The following is a 21,220-nucleotide window of genomic DNA, read 5'->3' as shown; positions in this document are numbered from 1 at the left end:
CTCGATGCTCCCCCGGTTGGACTCGAACCAACAACCCTCCGGTTAACAGCCGAATGCTCTGCCAGTTGAGCTACAGGGGAAGGGCCACCACGGGATCGCCGCGGCAGCGACGCAACGATAGCAACCCGGCGGGGCGGGACGAAATCGGCCCCGGCACGCCAGGGCTCAGGCCAGGCCGACCTGCTCGCGGACCCGCGCCAGCCCGGCGCGGACCCGCTCGGACACGCCCGGATCGGTGGCGCGCACGCCCTTGCCGAGCACGGCCTGCGAGAGCAGGGCGTCGGTGGCGAGGTCGCGGCGGACCACCACCTTGGCGGTGTGCCGACCCCCGAGGTCGATGGTCTCGGCCAGCACCACCGAGGCCTGCACCCGCTCGCGGAAGGTCTCGGGCAGCATCCCGGGCTCGGTGAGGACCAGGCGCAGCGCGGGCTCGGCGTCGACCCACTCGACCCGCAGCTCGCCGGTCTCGCTCATGCTGCCGGCGTCGACGAGGTGCCACGCGCGGGCCACCACGACCTCCGGCTCGCCGTCGTCGGGGGTGCGCACCACGTAGAGCCGGTGGCGGCCCGCAACGACGGTGGTGCCACCGGAGGCGCGCGCCCACGCCAGCAGCCGCTCGCCCTCGCTGGGGGCGATGACGCCGGCGACATCGGCGGGGACCTCCGGCCGGCGCAGGCCCGTCCAGCGCAGCCTCACGACCCCACGCCCTCTCGCAGACGGACGCGTTCGAGCTCGAGGGCGTGCAAGGCGGTGGTCCTCTCGCGTAGGGACGACTGGTCGGACGCCGGGTCGTTCTGGATGCGGCGCAGGGTGGACATCGCGTCGGCGATGCGCCGCCCCAGGTGGGCGTCGCGCACCCCGACGACGAGGCTGTCGAGGTAGCGCCGCGGGGGCAGCCCCGTGGAGCTGTCGAAGCGCACCGGCAGCGGCGCCACCGACAGCTCCGACACCAGCGAGCGCACCGTGACGGGAGCGGCCTCGCCGACGGCGGCGACCCAGGCGGCGGCCGAGCCCACGCGATGGCCTCGGGCGGCCGCGATGCGCACGCCGTCGAGCACCGCCCGGTGCGCGGGCGCGGTGAGGACCTCGGGCTCGAGCGCCTCGACGACGGCGTCCGGGAACTGGCCGGGGTACTGGAGCAGGGCCTGGAGCAGCTGGCGCTCGGCGGCCACGACCGGGTCGCGCAGGTCGGGCGGGGGAAGGCCCGGGCCGCCCTCGCCGGGCCCGGGCTCGGGCACCTCGTCGGTGCCCACGCCACGGCGGTCGGGGGTCTCGTCGGGCGGCGCGAGCCGGCCGGCCTTCTTGACCTCGGTGGCCATCTGCTCGACCTCGACCCCGAGCCAGCCCGACACGGTGCGGATGTACTCGGGGCGCAGGCTGGTGTCGCGGATGGAGCCGACGATGGGCGCGACCGACTTCATCGCCTGCACGCGCCCCTCGGCGGTGTCGAGGTCGAAGCGCGCGATGGTGGTGCGCACCGCGAACTCGAACATCGGCACCGCGGCGTCGACCAGGGCCGCGACCGCGGCGTCCCCCTTGGCCAGGCGCAGGTCGCAGGGGTCCATCCCGTCGGGCGCGACGGCCACGAACGACTGGGCGGCCCAGCGCTGGTCCTCGCCGAAGGCCTTCATCGCGGCCTTCTGCCCCGCGGCGTCGCCGTCGAAGGTGAAGACGACCCGGGCCGGCGCGTGGTCGGCCTCGTCGCGCATGATGCGGCGCAGCATCTTGATGTGGTCGACGCCGAAGGCCGTGCCGCAGGTGGCGACCGCGCCCTCGACGCCCGAGAGGTGGGCGGCCATGACGTCGGTGTACCCCTCGACGACGACGGCCCGGCGGTCGGCCGCGATGGCCTTCTTGGCGAGGTCGAGCCCGTAGAGCACCGAGCTCTTCTTGTAGATGGGCGTCTCGGAGGTGTTGAGGTACTTCGCCGCGATCCGGTCGCCGTCGAAGAGCCGGCGCGCCCCGAAGCCCACCGTGTCGCCGGTGGTGTCGCGGATGGGCCACATCAGCCGCCCCCGGAACCGGTCGTAGAGCCCCCGGCTCCCCCGCCCGCTGAGGCCGGCGGTGGTGAGCTCGTCCTCGGTGAAGCCCCGCTCGCGCAGGTGCCGGGTCAGGGCGTCACCGTCGGCCGGAGCGAAGCCCACACCGAAGCGCTCGACCGCGGCCGAGCCGAAGCCGCGCTCGCGCAGGAAGTCGCGCCCGACCCGGGCGTCCCCCCGGGTCCGGTCGAGCAGGGCGGCGGTGTAGAACTCCTCGGCCACCCGGTGGGCCTCGACGAGCCGCGAGCGCTTGCCGAGCGAGGTGCCCCCTTCGCGGGGGCCGCCGCCCTCCTCGTAGCGCAGCTCCATCCCGAGCTTGGCCGCCAGGCGCTCGACCGACTCGGTGAAGCTGAGGTGCTCGACCTTCTGCACGAAGTCGAGGACGTCGCCGCCCTCGCCGCAGCCGAAGCAGTGGTACGTGCCGACGGTCGGGCGCACCGTGAAGCTCGGGGTCTTCTCGTCGTGGAACGGGCAGAGCCCCTTGAGCGACCCCACGCCCGCCGGGCGCAGGGTCACGTGGTCGCGGACGACGTCCTCGATGGACGAGCGCTCCTTGACCGACGTGATGTCGTCGGCCCTGATCCGACCCGGCACTCGACCTCCCTGTGGTGTGTCCGTGAGTCTAGGTCGTGCGCCCGTCAGCCCGCCGGGCGGCGGCACCAGCGGCGGTGCAGCTCGAGGGCGCGGACGTCGGTGAGGGAGGCCACCTGGTCGACGACCACGCGCAGGGCGGCCCCGTCGTCGCCGGCGGCGTCGAGGTCGGCGCGCAGGTCGGGGTCGAGGCGCGCGGGGTCGGCCTGGAAGGCGGCCACGAGCTCGGCGACCACCTGCCGCTGGGTCTCGTACAGGGCCACCCGCTCGGCGGCGTGCATCACGTAGTGGGCCGACACGGCCTTGAGCACCGCGCATTCGGCGCGGGCGCGGGTGGGGACGACGAGCGCGGCCTCGTGCCGGACCAGGGCGGCGTCCCCGTTGGCCTCGCGGGTGGCGGACTCGACCGTGACCGCGAACCGGCCGATGAGCCGCGAGGTCATGTCCTTCAGCGCGGCCAGGGCGCGCCGGCTGCCGTCGTGGGCGGTGGGCACGACGCCCGAGGCCAGGATGCGCTCGAGGGCGGCGCGGAGCTCGTCGTCGCCGAGGTCGGGCTCGTACACCCGGGTGGCGACGGCCAGCACGGCGTCGACGTCGGCGGGGTCGCGCAGGCGCCGCGGGTCGAGCCACCCCGACGCGATGGCGTCCTCGACGTCGTGCACCGAGTAGGCGACGTCGTCGGACCAGTCCATCACCTCGGCCTCGAACGCCCGCCGGCCGGTCGGGGCTCCCTCGCGGAACCAGGCGAAGACATCGAGGTCGTCGTCGTAGACGCCGAACTTGGTGGTGGGATGCGGCGCCTCGCCCCGGCGCCAGGGGTACTTGGTGGCGGCATCCAGGCTGGCGCGGGTGAGGTTGAGGCCGGCCGGGCGGCCGTCGGGGTGGATGCGCTTGGCCTCGAGGCGGGTCAGGATGCGCAGCGTCTGGGCGTTGCCCTCGAAGCCGCCGATGCCGGCCGCCACGGTGTCGAGGGCCGACTCGCCGTTGTGCCCGAACGGGGGGTGGCCGAGGTCGTGGGCCAGGCACGCGGTGTCGACGACGTCGGCGCTGCAGCCGAGCGCCTGCCCCAGCTCGCGGCCGATCTGGGCGACCTCGAGGGAGTGGGTGAGCCGGTTGCGGACGAAGTCGTCGGAGGACGGCGCGACGACCTGGGTCTTGGCGCTGAGCCGACGCAGCGACGCCGAGTGCAGCAGCCGCGCGCGGTCGCGGGCGAAGTCGTCGCGGTCGGAGCGCTTCTGCGCGGGGTCCTCGGCCACCCAGCGGTCGCGGTCGCGCGCGGAGTAGGTCACGGGCTCACCCTAGGCGGGCCGCCTCCGCGGCGGCGGCGGCCCGGGCCACCCAGGTCGGCGGGGTGCCGTAGCGCTGGAGCTTCACCATCCGGCCGGCGGCGCAGTCGGCGACCAGCTGGGCCATCCTCCGGTCGCGGGTGGCAGCCTGCTTGGCGGTGAGCACCCAGTTGACGACGACCTTGCGGTAGCCCGGGGTGGCGACGTGCCAGAACGCGGTGGCGGCGGGGTCGGCGGCCAGCAGGGCGGCGTAGTGCTCGGGCAGCTCGAGGGTGCGGGTCTCGTAGGCGTAGATGCCGCTGCGGTCCTCGCGGCGGCGCTCGAAGGCCGCGAGGCCGGGCGGCTGCATCCGGCCCTGCGCGGTGAGCTCGGCGACGGCGTCGATGTTGACGGTGGACCAGGTGCTGCCGGCCTTGCGGGGGGTCCAGCGCTGCCGGCGGGCGTCGTCGTCGACCCGTTCGGCCCGGGAGTCGATCCAGCCCCAGCAGAGGGCTTCGCGCACGGCCTCGGCCCAGGTGATGCCGCCCTTGCCGGAAGCCTTCTTGTACAGGCCCATCCAGAGCTCGGTCGCGGTGTCGTGGTGGGCCGCCAGCCAGCGCCCGAACTCGGCGCCGTCGCGGAAGAACAGCGCCGGTCGCTCGGGCGTGCCGCCCGGGGTCCCGATCCGCTCGCTCACACCCCGAGGCTAGCGAGACCCACCGACGGACGGCCGCCCCCGAGAGCGCCGAGGCGGATGCGCGGGCGTCAGCCGCCGGAGACGCTGAGCTCGGCCTGGGCCACCTGGGCGCGCTGGGCGTCGTCGAGCTCGCGCGAGCGCAGCCAGTGCTCGGGCAGGGCCACGACCCGGGGCGAGCCGGCGCGTCCGCGCTGGCCCTCGGCGGGCTCCCCGGGCCACCGCGCGTCGAGCTCCATCCCGCCGATGAGGTCGTCGAGGGCCTGGAGGCTGTCGACGAGCGCGAGCCGGTGGCGCACCTCGGAGCCGGCCGGGAACCCCTTCAGGTACCAGGCGATGTGCTTGCGGATGTCGCGACAGCCCCGCCCCTCGTCGCCGTCGTAGAACTCGACCAGGTAGCGCGCATGGCGCCGGAGGGTCTCGGTGACCTCGCGCAGCCCGGGCGTGACCCGCGCGTCGGAGCCCGCGAAGGCCGCCGCGAGGTCGGTGAACAACCACGGCCGCCCCAGGCACCCGCGCCCCACCACGACACCGTCGCAACCGGTGCGCGCCACCATCGCGAGCGCGTCCTCGGCCGACCAGATGTCGCCGTTGCCGAGCACCGGGACGGAGGCCACGGCCTCCTTGAGCCGGGCGATCGCCGACCAGTCGGCCTGCCCCGAGTAGGCCTGGGCGGCGGTGCGCGCGTGCAGGGCCACGGCGGCCACGCCCTCGGCCTCGGCGATGCGGCCGGCGTCGAGGTACGTGACGTGGTCGGCGTCGATGCCCACGCGCATCTTCACGGTGACCGGCACGTCGTACGCCGACGCCTCGCGGACGACGGCCCGCACGATGCCGCGGAACAGCTCGGTCTTCCACGGCAGCGCCGCGCCGCCGCCCTTGCGGGTGACCTTGGGGACCGGGCAGCCGAAGTTGAGGTCGATGTGGTCGGCGCGGTCCTCGGTGACGAGCATCCGCGCGGCCAGGCCGGCCGTGGCGGGGTCGACCGAGTACAGCTGCACCGACCGGGGCTGCTCGTCGGGGTCGTGCGAGATGAGGCGCAGCGTCTCGGCGTTGCGCTCGACCAGGGCGCGCGTGGTCACCATCTCGGCGACGTAGAGGCTGCTGGCCCCCGACGCGCCGCCGGCCTCGAGCCCGGCCGTGCCGTACTCGCGGCAGAGCCGGCGGAAGGCGCGGTTGGTGATGCCGGCCATCGGCGCCAGCACCACGGGTGAGCCGATGACGTGGCGCCCGATCTGCAGCGGGGGCAGCACCGGGGTGGGCGTGGGGGCGGGGGCGGTGGTCGTCATGGCGGCGTCCATTCTCCCCCGAGCGGGCGGCCGGGCGTGAATCGGGCGTGGCCGAGCCCCTCCTCCTCGGCCTCGGCGCGGGCCCACACCACGAGCTCCCAGAGCGCGGCGGCGACCTGGGCCGGATGCGTCAGCGGCACCACGTGCAGCCCGCGCGGCACCGTGACCACCCGCACCCACGGCGCCGACCGGGCGGCCCGGCGGAAGCGCGGCACGTCGACCCGGAGCTGGTCGAGCTGGCCGTTCACGAGCAGCACCGGGGCGGTGACCTCGCGCAGCATCCCGGGCCGGCACTCCCCCATCACGGCGGCCCACGCGGCGGGGATGCCGTCGAAGCCGTAGCCCGCCTCCTTGACCGCCGCGGCGAAGGCCGGGGGCAGGAGGGCGTCGAACTCGCGGTCCAGCGCGCGCGCCATCCGGTCGGCCCCGAGCCGCTGCTCGACCCGGGCCAGGCCGCGGTACACCAGCGCGCCGAGGCCGGTGGGAACCGCCGACGCCCCGAGCAGCGCCAGGCCCGACAGCCGCCGCGGGTGGCGTGACGCCCAGGCCAGCGCGAGGTAGCCGCCCAGGCTGTGCCCGGCCAGCACGACGGGGGTGCCGTCGTCGGGCCCGACGGCGTCGTCGACCGTGGCCAGCGCGGCCGCCCAGGTGAAGTCCTCGCCGCGGCGGGCGCCGTGCGCCGGCAGGTCGGGGGCCACGACCTCGACGTCGGGGCCGAGGTAGTGGGTGTAGCGCGACCACACCGCCCGGTTGACCTGCGACCCGTGCAGCAGCACGAGGCGGACGCGGCGGGCCATCCCGCCATTCTCGCGCACCGACGATTCCGCGCCGTCGCTGCGGTCTACTGGTGCATGACCTTCACCACCGCCCACCTCTCCGTCTCGCTCGACGGCTTCGTCGCCGGCGCCGACCAGAGCCGCGAGGACCCGCTCGGCCGCGGCGGCTTCTCGCTGCACCACTGGCACATCGACGACGACCTGCACCCGGTGGACCGCGCCTGGACCGAGCGGCTGCTGCGGCCCCGCGGGGCCTACGTGATGGGACGCAACATGTTCGGCCCGGTGCGCGGGCCGTGGGAGTCGCAGGAGGAGTGGCGCGGGTGGTGGGGCGACGAGCCGCCCTACCACGCACCGGTGTTCGTCCTGACGCACCACGCCCGGCCACCGCTGGAGATGGAGGGCGGGACCACGTTCCACTTCGTCACGGGCGGTCTGCCGCAGGCCCTGGCCGCCGCGCGTGCGGCCGGTGACGGCGACGTCGACATCGCGGGGGGCGCCTCCGCCGTGCGGCAGGCCCTGGCGGCCGGCGAGCTCGACGGGCTCACGCTCGACCACATCCCGGTGGCTCTGGGCGCCGGCGAGCCGCTGCTCACGCCCGACCTCGCGGATGTCGGGCTGGAGCCGGTCGAGGTCGAGGCCTCCCCCGGTGCGGTCCACGTCCGTTACCGGGTCCGGCGCTGACCCGCCACGTGCGGCGGGGCGGGGGGCGGCCCGGTGGTTGGATGGCGGCGTGAGCGCGCTGATCTCCGCCGACGACCTGGCCGTGGCCCTCGCCCGCGAGGAGGTCCGCGTCGTCGACGTCCAGTACAACCTCGTGGGGACGCCGGGGCGCGAGCTCTACGCCGAGGCACACCTGCCGGGTGCGCCGTTCCTCGACCTCGACACCGCCTTGGCGGGGCCTCCGGGCGACCGCGGCCGGCACCCGCTGCCCGACCCCGAGGTGCTCCAGGCGGCGCTGCGTGCCTGTGGGCTCGACGACGACACCGAGGTGGTCGTCTACGACCAGCGCACCTCGCTGTCGGCCGCCCGGGCCTGGTGGGTGCTGCGGTGGGCCGCCCATCCGCAGGTGCGGGTCCTCGACGGCGGCCTCGCGGCCTGGGTGCGCGCGGGGCACCCGGCCACGAGCGAGCCTGCGGCGCCCCACCCCGGCACCCTCACGGTGCGCCCCGGGTCGGTGCCGGTGCTCGGCCCGACCAGCGCGGCCGAGATGGCGCGGGCGGGCGTGCTCCTCGACGTCCGGTCCGCCGAGCGCTACCGCGGTGAGGTCGAGCCGATCGACCCCGTGGCCGGGCACGTCCCGGGCGCCGTCAACCTGCCGATGACCGAGCTGCTGGCCGACGACGGCACCTTCCTGCCGCCCGACCGCATCCGGGCCCGGGCGGCGCAGGCCGGCGTGCACCGCGACACCCCGGTCGGGACCAGCTGCGGCTCGGGCGTGACCGCCGCCCAGATGGCCCTGGCCCTGCACACCGCCCGTATCGACGCCATCCCCTACGTCGGCTCGTGGAGCGAGTGGGTGGCCGACCCGGCGCGCCCGGTCGCCACCGGGCCCGAGCCCGGCTGACCGCCGCCCCCACGCCTCAGAGGGCCCAGACGCCGGTGAACGGGTCGTCCGACGCCCCGTCGGCCGGGTAGGCCGGGGTGGTCACGGTCGCCACCCGGTAGAGGCGCGCCTCGATGACGTCCCAGGCCAGCAGCCGCAGCACCGGCCGACCGCTCTCGTCGGTCGAGAGCGACTCCAGCAGGGCGGTGTCGCGCGGCCCCCAGCCCAGCGGCCGGTAGGCCTCGGCCATCACCCCGCGTGCCGTCGACGCGGCCAGGATGCGCAGCCGGGGCCGCCCGTCGCGCTGCACGGCGGCCAGGCCCTGCTGCCGGCCGCCGGTGCTCGGCACCGGCCCGAGGTAGACCGCCCCGCACGTCCAGCCCTCGGTGTTGGACACGCAGCTGCCCTGCACCTCGAGCGCGGGCCCGTCGACCGAGGTGGTGTCGACGATGGTGCCGCGGCCGGAGAACCCGCGTACCACGGTGCCCCCCTCGAGCGCCTGGAGGTCGGCGAACCCGGCGTTCACGGGCAGGATCGTGCTCGACACCTCCCCGGTGCGCGTGTCGACGAGCCAGTTGTCCTTGCCCCCCGTGGCGACCACCGTGCGGCCGTCGTTGGCCCAGCCGGCACCGGTGAGGTGCTGCTCGGGCACCGGGTAGCGGTGGGCCCTCGCGCTGCGCAGCTCGAGCACCACCACGCCGCCCGGCTGGGCGAAGGCGACGCGGTGCCGGTCGTCGTCGATCGCCCGGGGGCCCAGCGGGTAGCCACGGTTGCCGTCGGGGTCGGTGGTGCTCCGTAGCGGCGCCATCGACACCAGCAGCGGCGCAGGGGTCTGCCGGGGCAGGAACACCGCCGGCTGGTAGCGGTCGACGTCGACGCGCAGCAGGAAGACCGCCCGCACCGACGCCCGGGTGCCGGCGGGCGAGAGCGCCTCGAGCGCGTCGCGCCCGGGGCCGAGCCGCTCGGGCAGGGCCAGCTCGGCGGCGTCGGGGTAGGGCGGGAGGGACGGCTCGTCGTCGGGCGCCGGCGCCAGGTGCACCGTGGCGCCGGCCAGCGGCACCTCGGGGAGCCGGCCCTCGGCCAGGGGCGAGGTGGGCGACGGACGAGGGCGGACCGGCGTGCCGGAGGGCCGAAGCGCGAGCGCCGTCGCCCCGGCGGCCACGACGGCCCCGCCCGCCAGCACCACCCGGCGCCGGGTCGTGCGCCGTCGCGCCCGCGCGGCCTCCACCGCCTCCGGGCCGAGGTCGGCGTCGGGGACGGCCTCGGCCACGAGCTCGAGCAGGTCGCGCGCCTCGTCCTCGGTCGCCGGGCGGGGCTCCGGCCGTTCGTCGACCGCGCCGAGCCGCGCCAGCACGAGCACCGCGTCGTCGTGGACCTGCTCCACCGGCACGCCCAGGATCTCGGCCGTCGCGGTGTCGGCCCGGTCGTCGAGCCAGCGCAGCGCCGCGACCGCCCGCGCCCGGGGCGGGAGGACGTCCAGGACCCGGCCCGCCGCGGACCGGCGCGCCTCCGCCCCCTCGGCCGGCCCGGGGTCGCCGCCGGCGAGGGTCTCGGGTGCCGGCGGCGCCACGGCCAGGGCCTCGCGGTAGAGCCGGCGGCGCAGGTGGCCCTCCGGCCCCTCCTCGCGCACCCGGGGCCAGTCGGCGGCGAGCGCGGCCAGGGTGCGCACCGCCGCCTCGTGCGCGGCCCGAGGATCGCGGGCCACCACGGTCGCGGCCCGCAGGACCGGGGTCTGGCGGGCGGCGGCGAACTGGAGGAAGTCGGCGACGTCGTCGCGGCGACGGCGCGCGCCCTCCCCGGTCACCGGGCCACCTTCGCGTCGCTCACGCTCCCATCGTGGACCACACCGGCCGTTCTGGGCCCGACCGGGCGTCAGCGGCACCCCACCGAGGGCCGCCATCTGGTTCGATCGAGGCATGGCCGAGGCGGACGAGGTGTTCCACGTCGACCTGCGGGGGGTCGTCGACCTCCTCTCGCACCACCTGTACTCGAGCCCGCGGGTGTACCTGCGCGAGCTGGTGCAGAACGCCGTCGACGCCTCCACGGCCCGCCGCGAGCACGACCCGTCCGCTCCGGCCACGGTGCGGGTCGTGCCGGCCGACGTCTCCGCCGACGGCCGGCTGCACGTCGTCGACGCGGGCATCGGGCTCGACGAGCACGGGGTCCGCACGGCCCTGTCGACCATCGGGGCCTCGACCAAGCGCGACGCCCTGGGGATGGCGCGCGACTCCTACCTGGGCCGCTTCGGCATCGGGCTGCTCTCGTGCTTCCTGGTCACCGACGAGATCGCGGTCGAGACCGAGACGGCCGGCGCCGCCCACGCGGTGCGCTGGCGCGGGCGCGACGACGGCGGCTACACCCTCGAGCGCACCACCGCCAGAGGGACCCCCGGCACCACGGTGTCGCTCGCCCCCCGCGGGAGCGCCGCCGAGCTCCTGCGGGCCGCCTCCGTGCTCCGCCTGGTCGCCACCTACGCCCGCCACCTCGACGTCGACCTCGTGGTCGAGACGGCCGACGGGCCGGTGCGCTGCGCCCGCGCCCGCTTCCCGTGGGAGGAGGCCGACGGCGCCCCGCTGCTCGGCCGGGCGGCGGCCTGGTGCCAGGACGTCCTCGGCTTCGCGCCCCTCGACGTGGTGCCGCTGGCCGACCCGGCGACGGGGCTGCGGGGGTACGCGTACGTCGTCCCGACCGCCTCGGCCGCGCGCCCCACGGCCCGCGTGTACGCCCAGCGGATGCTCGTGACCGAGAACGACCACGACCTGCTACCGCCCTGGGCGACGTTCGTCCGCGCGGTCGTCGACGTGTCGGGGCTCGGGCTCACCGCCTCACGGGAGGCCCTGCGCACCGACGCGACCCTCGACGCCGTGCGCGACCGGCTCGGCGCCCAGCTGCGCACGTGGCTGCTGCGGATGGCGGCCACCGACCGGCCGCGCGCCCAGGCGTTCTTCGCGGTGCACCACCTCGGGGCGAAGGCGATGGCGGCGCAGGACGACGCCATGCTCGACGTCGTCGCCGACGTGCTGCCGTGGGAGACCACCACGGGCACCGCGACCCTCACCGAGTTCGCCGCCCAGCAGCGGATCATCACCTACGTCGACACGCTCGAGCACTTCCGCCAGGTGGCCACGGTCGCGGCCGCGCAGGGCATCCCGGTCCTCAACGCCGGCTACGCCTACGACGCGGCCATCGTCGAGCGGTTCGTGGCCCGCACCCCCGGTGCCGAGTCACGCCGGATGCCGCCCGAGGAGCTCACCACGCACGTCGACCGTCTCGACGCCGACGCGGAGGCGGTGTTCCTCCCGCTCCTCGACGTCGCCCGCGCGGTGCTGGCACGGGCCGAGGCCGAGCCCATCGTGCGGCGGTTCCGGCCGGAGTCGCTGCAGGCGATGCTCCTCGTCGGAGACGCCGCCGAGCGCGACCGCGACCGGCGCTCGGTGGCCGACCTGGCCGGCCTGGCCGACGGCCCCTGGGGCGCCGCCCTGGCCTCGCTCGCGGACCCGACGGCCGCCGGGCCCGCCTTCGTGCTCAACGCGGCCAACCCCTCGGTGCGCCGCCTGGCCGGCGCCGACCCCACGCTGCAGCGCCTGGCCCTCGAGGCGCTCTACGCCCACGCGCTGCTCGCCGGCGGTCACCCGCGCACCCCGTTCGACAGCGCCCTCCTCGCGCGCGCGCTGCCCGCCCTCATCGACCACGTCATCACCGGAGGTGGCTGAATGCAGTGGGACCTCGTCTCCCCCGAGTTCGCCGACGTCTCGCTCGCCGCCGACCGCGAGCCACCCGGGCCGGCCCGCGTCCGCGGCCACCAGGCAGCCCTGCGGCTCGCCCAGCGGCACGGCTCGTTCGCCGAGGAGTACGTGGCCCGCACCGACCTGTCGGCGGCGCTCTTCCACGTCCCCGACAGCCCGGAGATGCTGACGCACGTCGCCTGGCTGCGGGGGGCCCTGGGCGCCGAGCACGGGCTGGTACAGGCCGAGCGCGACGACGTGCTCTGGAAGCTGAAGTGGGCGGTCGAGAAGATCGAGAAGCTGCCCGAGGTGCCACTGGCGGCCTGGCGGGCGGCCGTCGACGACCTGGCGGAGGCGTTCACCGGCGACGGCTACCACCTGCGCCCGGTGCACGCGGCGCGGGCGTGGCTGGCCGTGGCCCTCGACGAGCCCGCCGAGCGCGACGCCGAGCTCGCCCGGTGGCTCGAGACCCCGCGCGACGGGCGCAGCGACTGCGCGGCGTGCGAGGCCCGCGGCCAGGCCCTGCTCGCCCTCGAGTCCGACCCCCACCGCGCCCTCGAGGTGCTCGCCAGGGTGGTGTCGGGCGGTATGACGTGCGCCGAGGAGCCCCAGGTCAGCCAGTCCCACGACGCCGAGATCCGCTCGGGCCTGGGCGACCTCGACGGCGCCGCGGCCTCCTTCCGCCGGTCCTGGTACGACGTGGCCGACGACGTGGCGCTGGCCGACACCGTGGCGCGCTGCCTGCGGGTGCTGGTGCGGATGGGCAACACCGACCGCGCCTACGACCTGCTGCTCCCCCGGCTGGGCTGGCTCGACGAGCTGCACACGGCCGCCGACCGGATGTGGTTCGCCGGCACCGCCGCGTGGGTGCTGCACCACGCCCGGCGCCTCGGGCTGGCCGCCGACGAGATCGGTGGCCGTCCCATCGTCGAGGTGCAGGACGAGCTCGCCCGCGTGGCCGAGGACCTCGCGGCCCGGTTCGACGCGCGCAGCGGCACCGTCGTCACCTCGCGACGGCTGCTGGCCGCCTGCTCCGACGCGCTGGTCGCGGACGGCCCGACCCTGCCCCCGACCCACCTCACGTCCGTCCCCACCGACGCCGGCCGCTCCGCCCCGGCCCCCACGACGGGGGCCGACGTCGTGGCCCTGGCGGAGGGCGTCCGGGACGCGCAGCGGGCCGTCGACCCGGCGCTCGAGACCGCCCTCCGGGGCTGGCTGGCCGCCCGCGAACGCGTCCTGCCCGGCCTCGAGGACGGCGACGACGCCGCCGCCCTGGCAGCGGCCTCCACCCTCGACCGGGTCAGCGCCCACCTGCTGCGCGACCCCGAACGTGAGGCCGAGCGGCTCCGGCTCGCGGAGCGGCTCGCCCGCCGGGCCGGCGACGAGGGAGCGCTCCGGCACGCGCGCGGGGACCTGGCGGTGCTCGCGGTGCGCGCGGCCCTCGACGCCCACGGCCCCGGCTCCCCCGAGGCCCGGGCCGCCCGCGACGAGGCCGAGTCGCTGGCCGCCGGCGCCGAGGCCGACGGGCACGCCGAGGTCGCCGCCGCGCTCTGGCGGTGGTACGCGCTGACCACCCGCCCGGCCGACGCGGTCGCGCGGCTGCGGCACGCGGCCTCGTTGTACGCCGGGCTGGGCCTGGCCCCGCGGCAGGCCCTGTGCCTCCTCGACGCGGCCCCCTTGGCCTACGACGGCGGCCCGGCCGGCCCGACCGCCCTGGTCGAGGAGGCCGAACGCCTGGTCGGTGCCCACCCGGTCCTGCGGGGCCAGGCCCTCGACCTCCGGGCCCGGATGGCCCGGGCCGCGGGCGACCTCGACCGGGCCGCCGACCTGCACGAGCAGGCGCTGGCCGCCGTCGGGTCCGCCGACGGGCCGCGCCTGGCCGTGCTCCTCCCCTACTGCGACCTGCTGGTCGACCTCTCGGCCTGGGAACGGCTCGAGCCCCGCGCCGCCGACGCCGTCGCGGTCTCGGCCCGGCTGCGGGACCCGGTGGCCCTGGCGGTCGCCCAGCGGCACCTGGGCCTGGCCTGGGTCGAGACCGGGCGCCCGGCCGAGGCGGCCGAGCTGCTCGAGGCGGCGCTGCCCCTCATCCACCAGCACGTGCCCGACCTCGTGGGCCCGACCGCCTGGGCCCTGGGCAACGCCGACAGCGCGCTCGGGACGTGGCGCGGCGCGCGCACGGCCTTCGCCACCGCCTCGGCCGGTTTCGAGGCCGCAGGTCGGCTCGAGGAGGCGAGCCATGCGCAGTACCGGGCCGGGATGGCGGCCTGGGAGGCCGACGAGCTCGAGGCGGCGGCAGCGCACCTCGACGACGCCGTCGACAAGGCCCGGGCCGGCGGGACCACCGACGTCGTGTTCGCCGCCGCCCGCTCACGCGCGGCGCTGCAGGCCTCCGGCGAGGACCTCGACGCCGGGATCACCGCCCTTGACGCCGTTCTGGGCGACGTGGAGCGGTTCGACCGGGAGCACCCGGCCGACGACCCCGACGCCGCGTTCGACCCCGAGGTGCACGAGCCCGACATCCTGCGTCAGGGCGCGCACCTGCTGGCCCGCCGGGGGCGCACCGACGACGCGGTGGCGCGGCTCGCACGGGCCGAGGCCCTGGTCGGAGGCGACTTCGAGCGGGTGCTGCGCGCCGAGGCGGGCGCGGTGCTGGCCGACGCCGACCGGCTCGAGGAGGCCGAGCCGCGGCTGCGGGCCTCACTCACCGAGCTGCACGCCCACGGCCTGCACCGCGAGCGGGTCGAGGCGGCCGGGGCGCTCGCGCGCGCCCTCGACCGGGCGGGGCGCCCCGAGGAGGCCCGGGACGTCTGGGACGCCTTCGGCCCGGGCGCCTGAGCCCGGGCCCGCGGCGCCTCAGCAGCCGACGAGACGCTGCGCGAGGTAGCCCTCGACCTGGTCGAGCCCCACCCGCTCCTGGCCCATCGTGTCGCGCTCGCGGATGGTGACGGCCTGGTCCTCGAGGGTGTCGAAGTCGACGGTGAGGCAGAACGGGGTGCCGATCTCGTCCTGGCGGCGGTAGCGGCGGCCGATGGCCCCCGCGTCGTCGAACTCGATGTTCCAGTGCTTGCGCAGGGCGGCGGCGAGGTCGCGGGCCTTGGGCGAGAGGTCGGCGTTGCGCGACAGCGGCAGCACCGCGGCCTTGACCGGCGCCAGGCGCGGGTCGAGCTTGAGCGAGACGCGCTTGTCGACCCCGCCCTTGGTGTTGGGGGCCTCGTCCTCGCTGTAGGCGTCGACGAGGAACGTCATCAGGCTGCGCGACAGCCCGGCCGCCGGCTCGATGACGTACGGGGTGTACTTCTCGCCGGAGGTCTGGTCGAAGTAGACCAGGTCGGTGCCCGAGTGCTTGCTGTGCGTGCTGAGGTCGAAGTCGGTGCGGTTGGCGATGCCCTCGAGCTCGCCCCACTCGCTGCCGGTGAAGCCGAAGCGGTACTCGATGTCGACGGTGCGCTTGGAGTAGTGCGAGAGCTTCTCCTGCGGGTGCTCGTAGACGCGCAGGTTCTCGGGGTCGATGCCGAGGTCGGTGTACCAGCGCATCCGCTCCTCGATCCAGTACTCGTGCCACTGCTCGTCCTCGCCGGGCTTGACGAAGAACTCCATCTCCATCTGCTCGAACTCGCGGGTGCGGAAGATGAAGTTGCCCGGCGTGATCTCGTTGCGGAAGCTCTTGCCGGTCTGGGCGATGCCGAACGGCGGCTTGCGACGCGAGGCCTGCATGACGTTGAGGAAGTTGATGAAGATGCCCTGGGCGGTCTCGGGGCGCAGGTAGTGCAGCCCCGACTCGTCCTCGATGACGCCGAGGTAGGTCTTGAGCATCATGTTGAACTCGCGCGGCTCGGTCCACTGCCCGCGGGTGCCGCAGTTCGGGCAGGCGATGTCGGCCAGCGCGATGGAGTCGGGGTCGACCTCCTTGCCCTTCTTGGCCTCCCTGTCGGCCAGTGCCTCCTGCATGTGGTCGACCCGGAAGCGCTTGTGGCAGCTCTGGCACTCGGTGAGGGGGTCGGTGAACTCGCCGACGTGGCCCGAGGCGACCCAGGTCTGGCGCGGCAGGATGATCGAGGAGTCGAGGCCCACGACGTCCTCACGGCTGGTGACCATCGAGCGCCACCACTGCCGCTTGATGTTCTCCTTGAGCTCGACCCCGAGCGGCCCGTAGTCCCAGGCCGAGCGCGTGCCGCCGTAGATCTCGCCGCAGGGGAAGACGAAGCCGCGGCGCTTGCAGAGGGAGACGACGGTGTCGACGACGGACGTGGGGTTGGCCATGGCGCACAGGCTATCCGGCGCGCGACGGGCGCTCCGAACCGGTTTCGCGGCCAGCCCGTAGGGTGGTCCACCGTGTCGAGCCTGCGTGAGTCCTTCGAGCGTGCCAGCCTGCCCGCGGTGTCGTGGCTGAGCGGCCTCCCCCGCTTCGTCCCCTTCCTGGCGGTGCTGGCCCTGCTGGTGGCCGGCGTGCTGCTGCCGCCCCCCGGCTGGCTGCTCGTGGCGGTCGTCGTGCTGCTGCTCGCGTGGATCCTGGCCCTCGCCTGGCCGCGGCTCACCGGCGTCGAGCGGCTGATGCGGGTCGCCGTCATCGGGCTCGTCGTGGCCGTGCTGGTGACCCAGGCGTTCCCCCGCGCCTGAGACCCGAGCGTCGCCCTCGCCAACTTGACAACGGTTCTCATTCCTGTTGAGAATCGTTGTCATGAACCGCGTCGTCCTCGCCCTCTCCGGCGTCGCCCTGCTGGCCCTCACGGCCTGCGGCAGCGCCACCGGGTCGGGCCCGTCCGGCGACCGGCTCGCGGTGACCGCGTCCTTCTACCCGCTGCAGTGGGCCTCCGAGCAGGTCGGCGGCGACCGCGTCAGCGTGACCTCGCTGACCAAGCCCGGCGCCGAGCCCCACGACCTCGAGCTGACCCCCAAGGACGTCGGTTCCCTGGGCGCCTCGAAGGTCGTCGTCTACCTCTCGGGCTTCCAGCCGGCCGTCGACGACGCGGTGCGCAGCCAGGCGAAGGACGCCGGTTTCGACGTGGCCCCGGCCGCCGACCTCAGCATCACCGCCGCCGCGGACGGCGGGACCGGCAGCGCGCGGGACCCGCACTTCTGGCTCGACCCGGTGCGCTTCGAGAAGGTCGTCACCGCCATCGGTGAGCGCTTCGCCGCCACCGATCCGGCGCACGCCGCCGAGTACCGCGCCAACGCCGCCACGCTCGTCGGGCGGCTCGACGCCCTCGACCAGGAGCTGCGCTCCGGGCTCGCGTCCTGCCGCAGCGACGACCTGGTGACCGGGCACGTCGCGTTCGCCTACCTCGCCCAGCGCTACGGGCTGCGCCAGGAGGGCATCGCGGGGCTGAGCCCGGACGCCGAGCCCGATGCCGCCACCCTGCGCGACCTCGCGGCCTACGTCCGCGAGCACGGCGTGACGACGGTCTACACCGAGACCCTCGCCTCCCCCGCCCTGGCCGACACCCTGGCCCGCGAGACCGGAGCGACGGTGGCGGTGCTCGACCCCGTCGAGGGGATCACGTCGGCGTCGCGTGGCAACGACTACCTTGAGGTGATGCGGAGCAACCTCGCCACCCTGAGGGCCGGGCAGCAGTGCCCCTGAGCCCCGCCTCCCTCGTCGAGCTGCGGTCCGCGTCCTTCGGGTACCCCGGCCGCACGGTGGTGACCGGCGTCGACCTGACGGTGCGCCCGGGCGAGGTCGTGGCGCTGCTGGGGCCCAACGGCTCGGGCAAGTCGACCCTCGTGCGCGGCCTGCTCGGTCTCACCGAGCACCAGGGTGGGGAGGTGCTGCTGCTGGGCACCCCGCGCGAGCAGTTCCACGAGCACACCCGTATCGGCTACGTGCCGCAGCGGCACTCGCTGTCGGCGGCCGTGCGGGCCACCGTCACCGAGATCGTCGCCGTCGGCCGTCTCCCCCACCGGCCCTGGTGGCGGCCCGCGTCGAGCGAGGACCGCGACGTCGTCAGGGCGGCCATCGCCGCCGTGGGCCTGGCCGACCGGGCCGACGAGGAGGTCGCCGCGCTCTCGGGCGGGCAGCAGCGCCGCGTGCTCATCGCGCGCGCCCTGGCCGGGCGCCCCGACCTGCTCGTGATGGACGAGCCCACCGCCGGCGTCGACCAGGTCAACCAGCTCGCCCTGGCCGACGTGCTGCGGCGGCTGGCGGCCGACGGTACCTCGATGCTCGTCGTCACCCACGAGCTCGACGCCCTCTCCGACGTCGTCACCCGCATCGTCTGCATGGACGCCGGGCACCTCGACTTCGACGGCTCCCCGGCCGAGTACCGGGAGCACCTCCGGGCGCACGGGTCCGGCTCGGGCCACCACCACGACCACGACCACCCGGCGAGCTCCCCGGCCGGCCGCCGGGTGCTCGGTGACGGCCCGCTCGACCCCGCACCGAAGGCCCCCCGATGACCGAGATGCTCGACCTCGCCTTCATGCGCCAGGCCCTCCTGGCCGCGCTCCTCGCCGGGATCGCCGCCCCGCTCGTGGGCACCTTCCTGGTGCAGCGCCGGATGTCGCTGATCGGCGACGGGATGGGCCACGTCGCGCTGGCCGGCGTGGCGGTCGGCATCCTCACCGGGCAGCAACCGGTCTTCACCGCCCTGCTGGCGGCCGTGGCCGCCGGGGTCGCCATCGAGCTCATCCGGGCCTCGGGCCGGACCAGCGGCGACGTCGCGCTGGCCGTGATGTTCTACGGCGGCATCGCCCTCGGAGTGGTCCTCATCGCGAAGTCGACGGCCACCAGCCCGGCCAACCTCACGGCCTACCTGTTCGGCGCCATCCTCACGACGAGCTCCGGTGACCTCCTGGTCCTCGCGGTGCTGGCCGTGGTCGTGCTGGTCACCACGGTGCTGCTGCGGCCTCGCTTCTTCGCCGTGGCCAACGACGAGGAGTACGCGCGCGCCGCCGGGATGCCCGTGATGGCCTACAACCTCGTGCTGGCCGTGCTCACCGCGGTGACCGTGGTCGTCTCGATGCGGGTCGTCGGGCTGCTGCTCATCAGCGCCCTGATGATCATCCCCAACGCCACGGCCCAGCTGCTGGCCCGCAGCTTCGCCGCCAGCGTGCGGTGGGCGGTGCTGCTCGGCGTGCTGTGCAGCGTCGGCGGCGTGGTCGTGTCGTACCAGGCCGAGACCCCGTCGGGCGGCACCATCGTGCTGCTCGCCATCGCGGCGTTCCTCGTGGTCAACCTCGGCGCCACCGTCGTGGCGCGGCTGCGGCGCGCCGCCCACGCCCGGGCCGAGCGGCACGACCACGAGCACGGCCCGGTGTGCGGGCACGCGGCGGTCGAGCACGGCGACCACGTCGACTACCTGCACGACGGGCACCGCCACGCGGCCCACGAAGAGCACTACGACGAGCACGGCGAGCACGAGGAGGTGGGGACGCGATGACCGACGCGAGCACCCGCCCCGAGCGGCGCCCCACCCGCCAACGCGCGGCGCTCAGCGACGAGCTGGCCGGGACCGCCGAGTTCCGCTCGGCCCAGGACATCCACGCCTCGCTGTCGGCGTCCGGCACCCGGGTCGGGCTGGCCACCGTCTACCGCAACCTGCAGGCGATGGCGGCCGACGGTGAGGTCGACGTCATCCGTACCACCGAGGGAGAGTCCGTCTACCGGGCCTGCGCCAGCGAGCAGCACCACCACCACGTCGTCTGCCGGGGCTGCGGGCTGACGGTCGAGGTCACCGGCGACGCCGTCGAACGCTGGGCCGAGGCGGTCGCCCGCGACCACGGCTTCAGCCACGTACGGCACACCCTCGAGATCGACGGTCTCTGCGCCGCCTGCGCCGTCAGGGACCCGCGGTAGGAGCGTCGACGGCCCCGCCGTAGCGGCGCTCGCGGTCGACGTACTCCTGCACGGCGGCCCAGAGGTCGCGCCGGTCGTAGTCGGGCCAGAGCCGGTTCTGGAAGACCATCTCGGCGTACGCGCTCTGCCACAGCAGGAAGTTGCTGGTGCGCTGCTCACCCGACGAGCGCACGAAGAGGTCGACGTCGGGCATGTCGGGCTCGGGCAGGTAGCGGGCCACGGTGCGCTCGTCGACGCTGGAGGCCTTGAGCCGGCCGGCCGCGACGTCGTGGGCGATGCGCCCCACCGCGTCGCCGATCTCGGCCCGGCCGCCGTAGTTGACGCAGAAGTAGAGCGTCAGGCCGGTGTTGTGCCGGGTGAGCTCCTGGGCCGTCTCGAGCTCCTTGATGACCGAGCCCCACAGCCGCGGGCGGCGCCCGACCCACCGCATCCGCACCCCCCACTCGTGCAGGTGGTCGCGGCGGCGGCGGATGACGTCGCGGTTGAAGCCCATGAGGAAGCGCACCTCGTCGGGGCTGCGCTTCCAGTTCTCGGTGCTGAAGGCGTAGGCCGACAGGTGCGTGACCCCCACCTCGATGGCGCCCGCGACGACGTCGAGCAGGGCGGCCTCGCCGGCCTCGTGCCCCTTGGTGCGGGGCAGGCCGCGCTGGTTGGCCCAGCGGCCGTTGCCGTCCATGACGACCGCCACGTGCCGCGGGAGCTTCGCGGCGTCGACGACCGGAGCCACGGCGCCGCTGGGGTGCGGGAAGGGGCGCGCGTAGGGGGTGGGGCCGCTCACCGCTCCACCATACGGAGGCTGCGGATGCCGCGTTCGAGATGCCACTGGAGGAACGCGGCGGTCAGGCCGCTGCCCTCGTGGCGGTGCCGGTCGTCGGAGGCGTCGGCCGGAGCCCAGTCGCCGGCCAGCAGCGCGGCGAGCAGGCGCAGCGTCTCGGGGGCCGGGGCGGCCGAGCCGGGCGGGCGGCAGACGGGGCACACCACACCGCCGGCCGCGACGTGGAAGGCGCGGTGCGGCCCGGGCGCCCCGCACTTGGCGCAGTCGTGGAAGCTCGGGGCGTAGCCGCCGATGGCCATCGCCCGCAGCAGGTAGGCGTCGAGGACCAGCCCGGCGTCGTGGTCGCGGTCGGCCATCGAGCGCAGGGCGCCCGCCAGCAGCAGGTACTGCTGGAGCGCCGGCTCGCGCTCCTCGGTGAGCCGGTCGCAGGTCTCGAGGACCGCGACCGCCGAGGTCCACGACCGGTAGTCGCGCGAGATCGTCTCGCCCCAGGAGTCGAGGGTCTCGACCTGGGTCACGGTGTCGAGGTTGCGGCCCTCGTAGCACTGGACGTCGATGTGCATCCCCGGCTCGAGCCGCGCGCCGAAGCGTGACTTGGTGCGTCGCACGCCCTTGCCGACCATCCGCAGCTTGCCGAGGCGGCGCGACAGGACGGTGACGATGCGGTCGGCCTCACCCAGCTTGTGGGTGCGCAGGACGATCGCCTCGTCGCGGTAGAGGGGCACGGA

At 75.6% G+C, this 21,220-nt stretch carries 19 protein-coding genes and 1 tRNA gene; 9 read left to right on the top strand and 11 right to left on the bottom strand.

The window, feature by feature from the left end:
* Positions 1-7 precede the first annotated feature (7 nt).
* The 7 genes from ATL31_RS15320 to ATL31_RS15290 form a co-directional block, all read right to left on the bottom strand.
* A tRNA-Asn gene (locus ATL31_RS15320) sits at positions 8-80 on the bottom strand.
* A gap of 85 nt (positions 81-165) precedes the next feature.
* Complete coding sequence (locus ATL31_RS15315; protein WP_101396768.1) at positions 166-696, bottom strand: hypothetical protein; 531 nt, start codon at positions 694-696, stop codon at positions 166-168.
* On the bottom strand, positions 693-2,633 hold the full coding sequence (dnaG, locus tag ATL31_RS15310) for a DNA primase (protein WP_101396766.1): 1,941 nt from the start codon (positions 2,631-2,633) through the stop codon (positions 693-695). Before dnaG ends, ATL31_RS15315 begins: the two co-directional genes overlap by 4 nt.
* Positions 2,634-2,677: 44 nt before the next feature.
* Positions 2,678-3,919, bottom strand: a complete 1,242-nt coding sequence (locus tag ATL31_RS15305) for a deoxyguanosinetriphosphate triphosphohydrolase (protein WP_101396764.1) — start codon at positions 3,917-3,919, stop codon at positions 2,678-2,680.
* A 4-nt stretch (positions 3,920-3,923) separates the two neighbouring features.
* Positions 3,924-4,592 (bottom strand): YdeI/OmpD-associated family protein, encoded by a 669-nt coding sequence (locus tag ATL31_RS15300; protein ID WP_245862538.1) that lies wholly within the window; start codon positions 4,590-4,592, stop codon positions 3,924-3,926.
* 68 nt (positions 4,593-4,660) lie between these two features.
* A complete protein-coding gene (gene dusB / locus ATL31_RS15295; RefSeq protein WP_101396762.1) occupies positions 4,661-5,878 on the bottom strand; it encodes a tRNA dihydrouridine synthase DusB in 1,218 nt (405 codons plus the stop codon).
* The gene (locus ATL31_RS15290; RefSeq protein WP_101396760.1) at positions 5,875-6,675 is read right to left on the bottom strand and encodes an alpha/beta fold hydrolase; all 801 of its coding nucleotides are present in this window, start codon (positions 6,673-6,675) and stop codon (positions 5,875-5,877) included. The genes dusB and ATL31_RS15290 overlap by 4 nt, the downstream gene beginning before the upstream one ends.
* A 54-nt stretch (positions 6,676-6,729) precedes the next feature.
* Here ATL31_RS15290 and ATL31_RS15285 point away from each other — a divergent pair, with 54 nt between their 5' ends.
* Positions 6,730-7,338: a dihydrofolate reductase family protein gene (locus ATL31_RS15285; protein WP_101396758.1), complete on the top strand. Its 609-nt coding sequence runs from the start codon at positions 6,730-6,732 to the stop codon at positions 7,336-7,338.
* A 49-nt stretch (positions 7,339-7,387) separates the two neighbouring features.
* Complete coding sequence (locus ATL31_RS15280) at positions 7,388-8,221, top strand: sulfurtransferase (protein ID WP_211284046.1); 834 nt, start codon at positions 7,388-7,390, stop codon at positions 8,219-8,221.
* A gap of 16 nt (positions 8,222-8,237) precedes the next feature.
* Here the strand turns inward: ATL31_RS15280 and ATL31_RS15275 are convergent, their stop codons facing one another.
* Positions 8,238-10,004, bottom strand: coding sequence for a SigE family RNA polymerase sigma factor (locus ATL31_RS15275; protein WP_101396754.1), 1,767 nt, complete (start codon positions 10,002-10,004; stop codon positions 8,238-8,240).
* Positions 10,005-10,116: 112 nt separating this feature from the next.
* Between ATL31_RS15275 and ATL31_RS15270 the strand changes: the two genes are divergently transcribed.
* Together ATL31_RS15270 and ATL31_RS16470 are read left to right on the top strand one after the other, a co-directional pair.
* A complete protein-coding gene (locus ATL31_RS15270; protein WP_101396752.1) occupies positions 10,117-11,913 on the top strand; it encodes an HSP90 family protein in 1,797 nt (598 codons plus the stop codon).
* Positions 11,914-14,760, top strand: a complete 2,847-nt coding sequence (locus ATL31_RS16470) for a hypothetical protein (RefSeq protein WP_158239855.1) — start codon at positions 11,914-11,916, stop codon at positions 14,758-14,760.
* Positions 14,761-14,778: 18 nt separating this feature from the next.
* Here the strand turns inward: ATL31_RS16470 and ATL31_RS15260 are convergent, their stop codons facing one another.
* The gene (locus ATL31_RS15260; RefSeq protein ID WP_101396750.1) at positions 14,779-16,185 is read right to left on the bottom strand and encodes a glycine--tRNA ligase; all 1,407 of its coding nucleotides are present in this window, start codon (positions 16,183-16,185) and stop codon (positions 14,779-14,781) included.
* A 12-nt stretch (positions 16,186-16,197) separates the two neighbouring features.
* Between ATL31_RS15260 and ATL31_RS15255 the strand changes: the two genes are divergently transcribed.
* The 5 genes from ATL31_RS15255 to ATL31_RS15235 all read left to right on the top strand — a co-directional run bounded on the left by ATL31_RS15255 (position 16,198) and on the right by ATL31_RS15235 (position 19,717).
* Positions 16,198-16,542: a DUF6703 family protein gene (locus tag ATL31_RS15255; RefSeq protein ID WP_342749484.1), complete on the top strand. Its 345-nt coding sequence runs from the start codon at positions 16,198-16,200 to the stop codon at positions 16,540-16,542.
* Positions 16,543-16,603: 61 nt separating this feature from the next.
* Positions 16,604-17,506 (top strand): metal ABC transporter substrate-binding protein, encoded by a 903-nt coding sequence (locus tag ATL31_RS15250; protein ID WP_101396746.1) that lies wholly within the window; start codon positions 16,604-16,606, stop codon positions 17,504-17,506.
* Positions 17,497-18,318 carry a metal ABC transporter ATP-binding protein gene (locus tag ATL31_RS15245; RefSeq protein WP_245862535.1) on the top strand — a complete coding sequence of 274 codons (822 nt, stop codon included), beginning with the start codon at positions 17,497-17,499 and terminating at the stop codon, positions 18,316-18,318. The genes ATL31_RS15250 and ATL31_RS15245 overlap by 10 nt, the downstream gene beginning before the upstream one ends.
* Positions 18,315-19,301 carry a metal ABC transporter permease gene (locus tag ATL31_RS15240; protein WP_101396744.1) on the top strand — a complete coding sequence of 329 codons (987 nt, stop codon included), beginning with the start codon at positions 18,315-18,317 and terminating at the stop codon, positions 19,299-19,301. Before ATL31_RS15245 ends, ATL31_RS15240 begins: the two co-directional genes overlap by 4 nt.
* Complete coding sequence (locus tag ATL31_RS15235; protein WP_101396742.1) at positions 19,298-19,717, top strand: Fur family transcriptional regulator; 420 nt, start codon at positions 19,298-19,300, stop codon at positions 19,715-19,717. Before ATL31_RS15240 ends, ATL31_RS15235 begins: the two co-directional genes overlap by 4 nt.
* Here ATL31_RS15235 and ATL31_RS15230 read toward each other — a convergent pair.
* Positions 19,701-20,495 (bottom strand): isoprenyl transferase, encoded by a 795-nt coding sequence (locus tag ATL31_RS15230; protein ID WP_101396740.1) that lies wholly within the window; start codon positions 20,493-20,495, stop codon positions 19,701-19,703. The genes ATL31_RS15235 and ATL31_RS15230 overlap by 17 nt on opposite strands.
* A complete protein-coding gene (gene recO / locus ATL31_RS15225; protein WP_101396738.1) occupies positions 20,492-21,217 on the bottom strand; it encodes a DNA repair protein RecO in 726 nt (241 codons plus the stop codon). Before recO ends, ATL31_RS15230 begins: the two co-directional genes overlap by 4 nt.
* Positions 21,218-21,220 lie beyond the last annotated feature (3 nt).

Origin of the sequence: Phycicoccus duodecadis, from assembly GCF_002846495.1 — a bacterium.
Taxonomy (GTDB): Bacteria; Actinomycetota; Actinomycetes; order Actinomycetales; family Dermatophilaceae; genus Phycicoccus; species Phycicoccus duodecadis.
The sequence above is the reverse complement of the archived record's forward strand: the minus strand, read 5'-3'. Positions and strand labels throughout refer to the sequence as shown.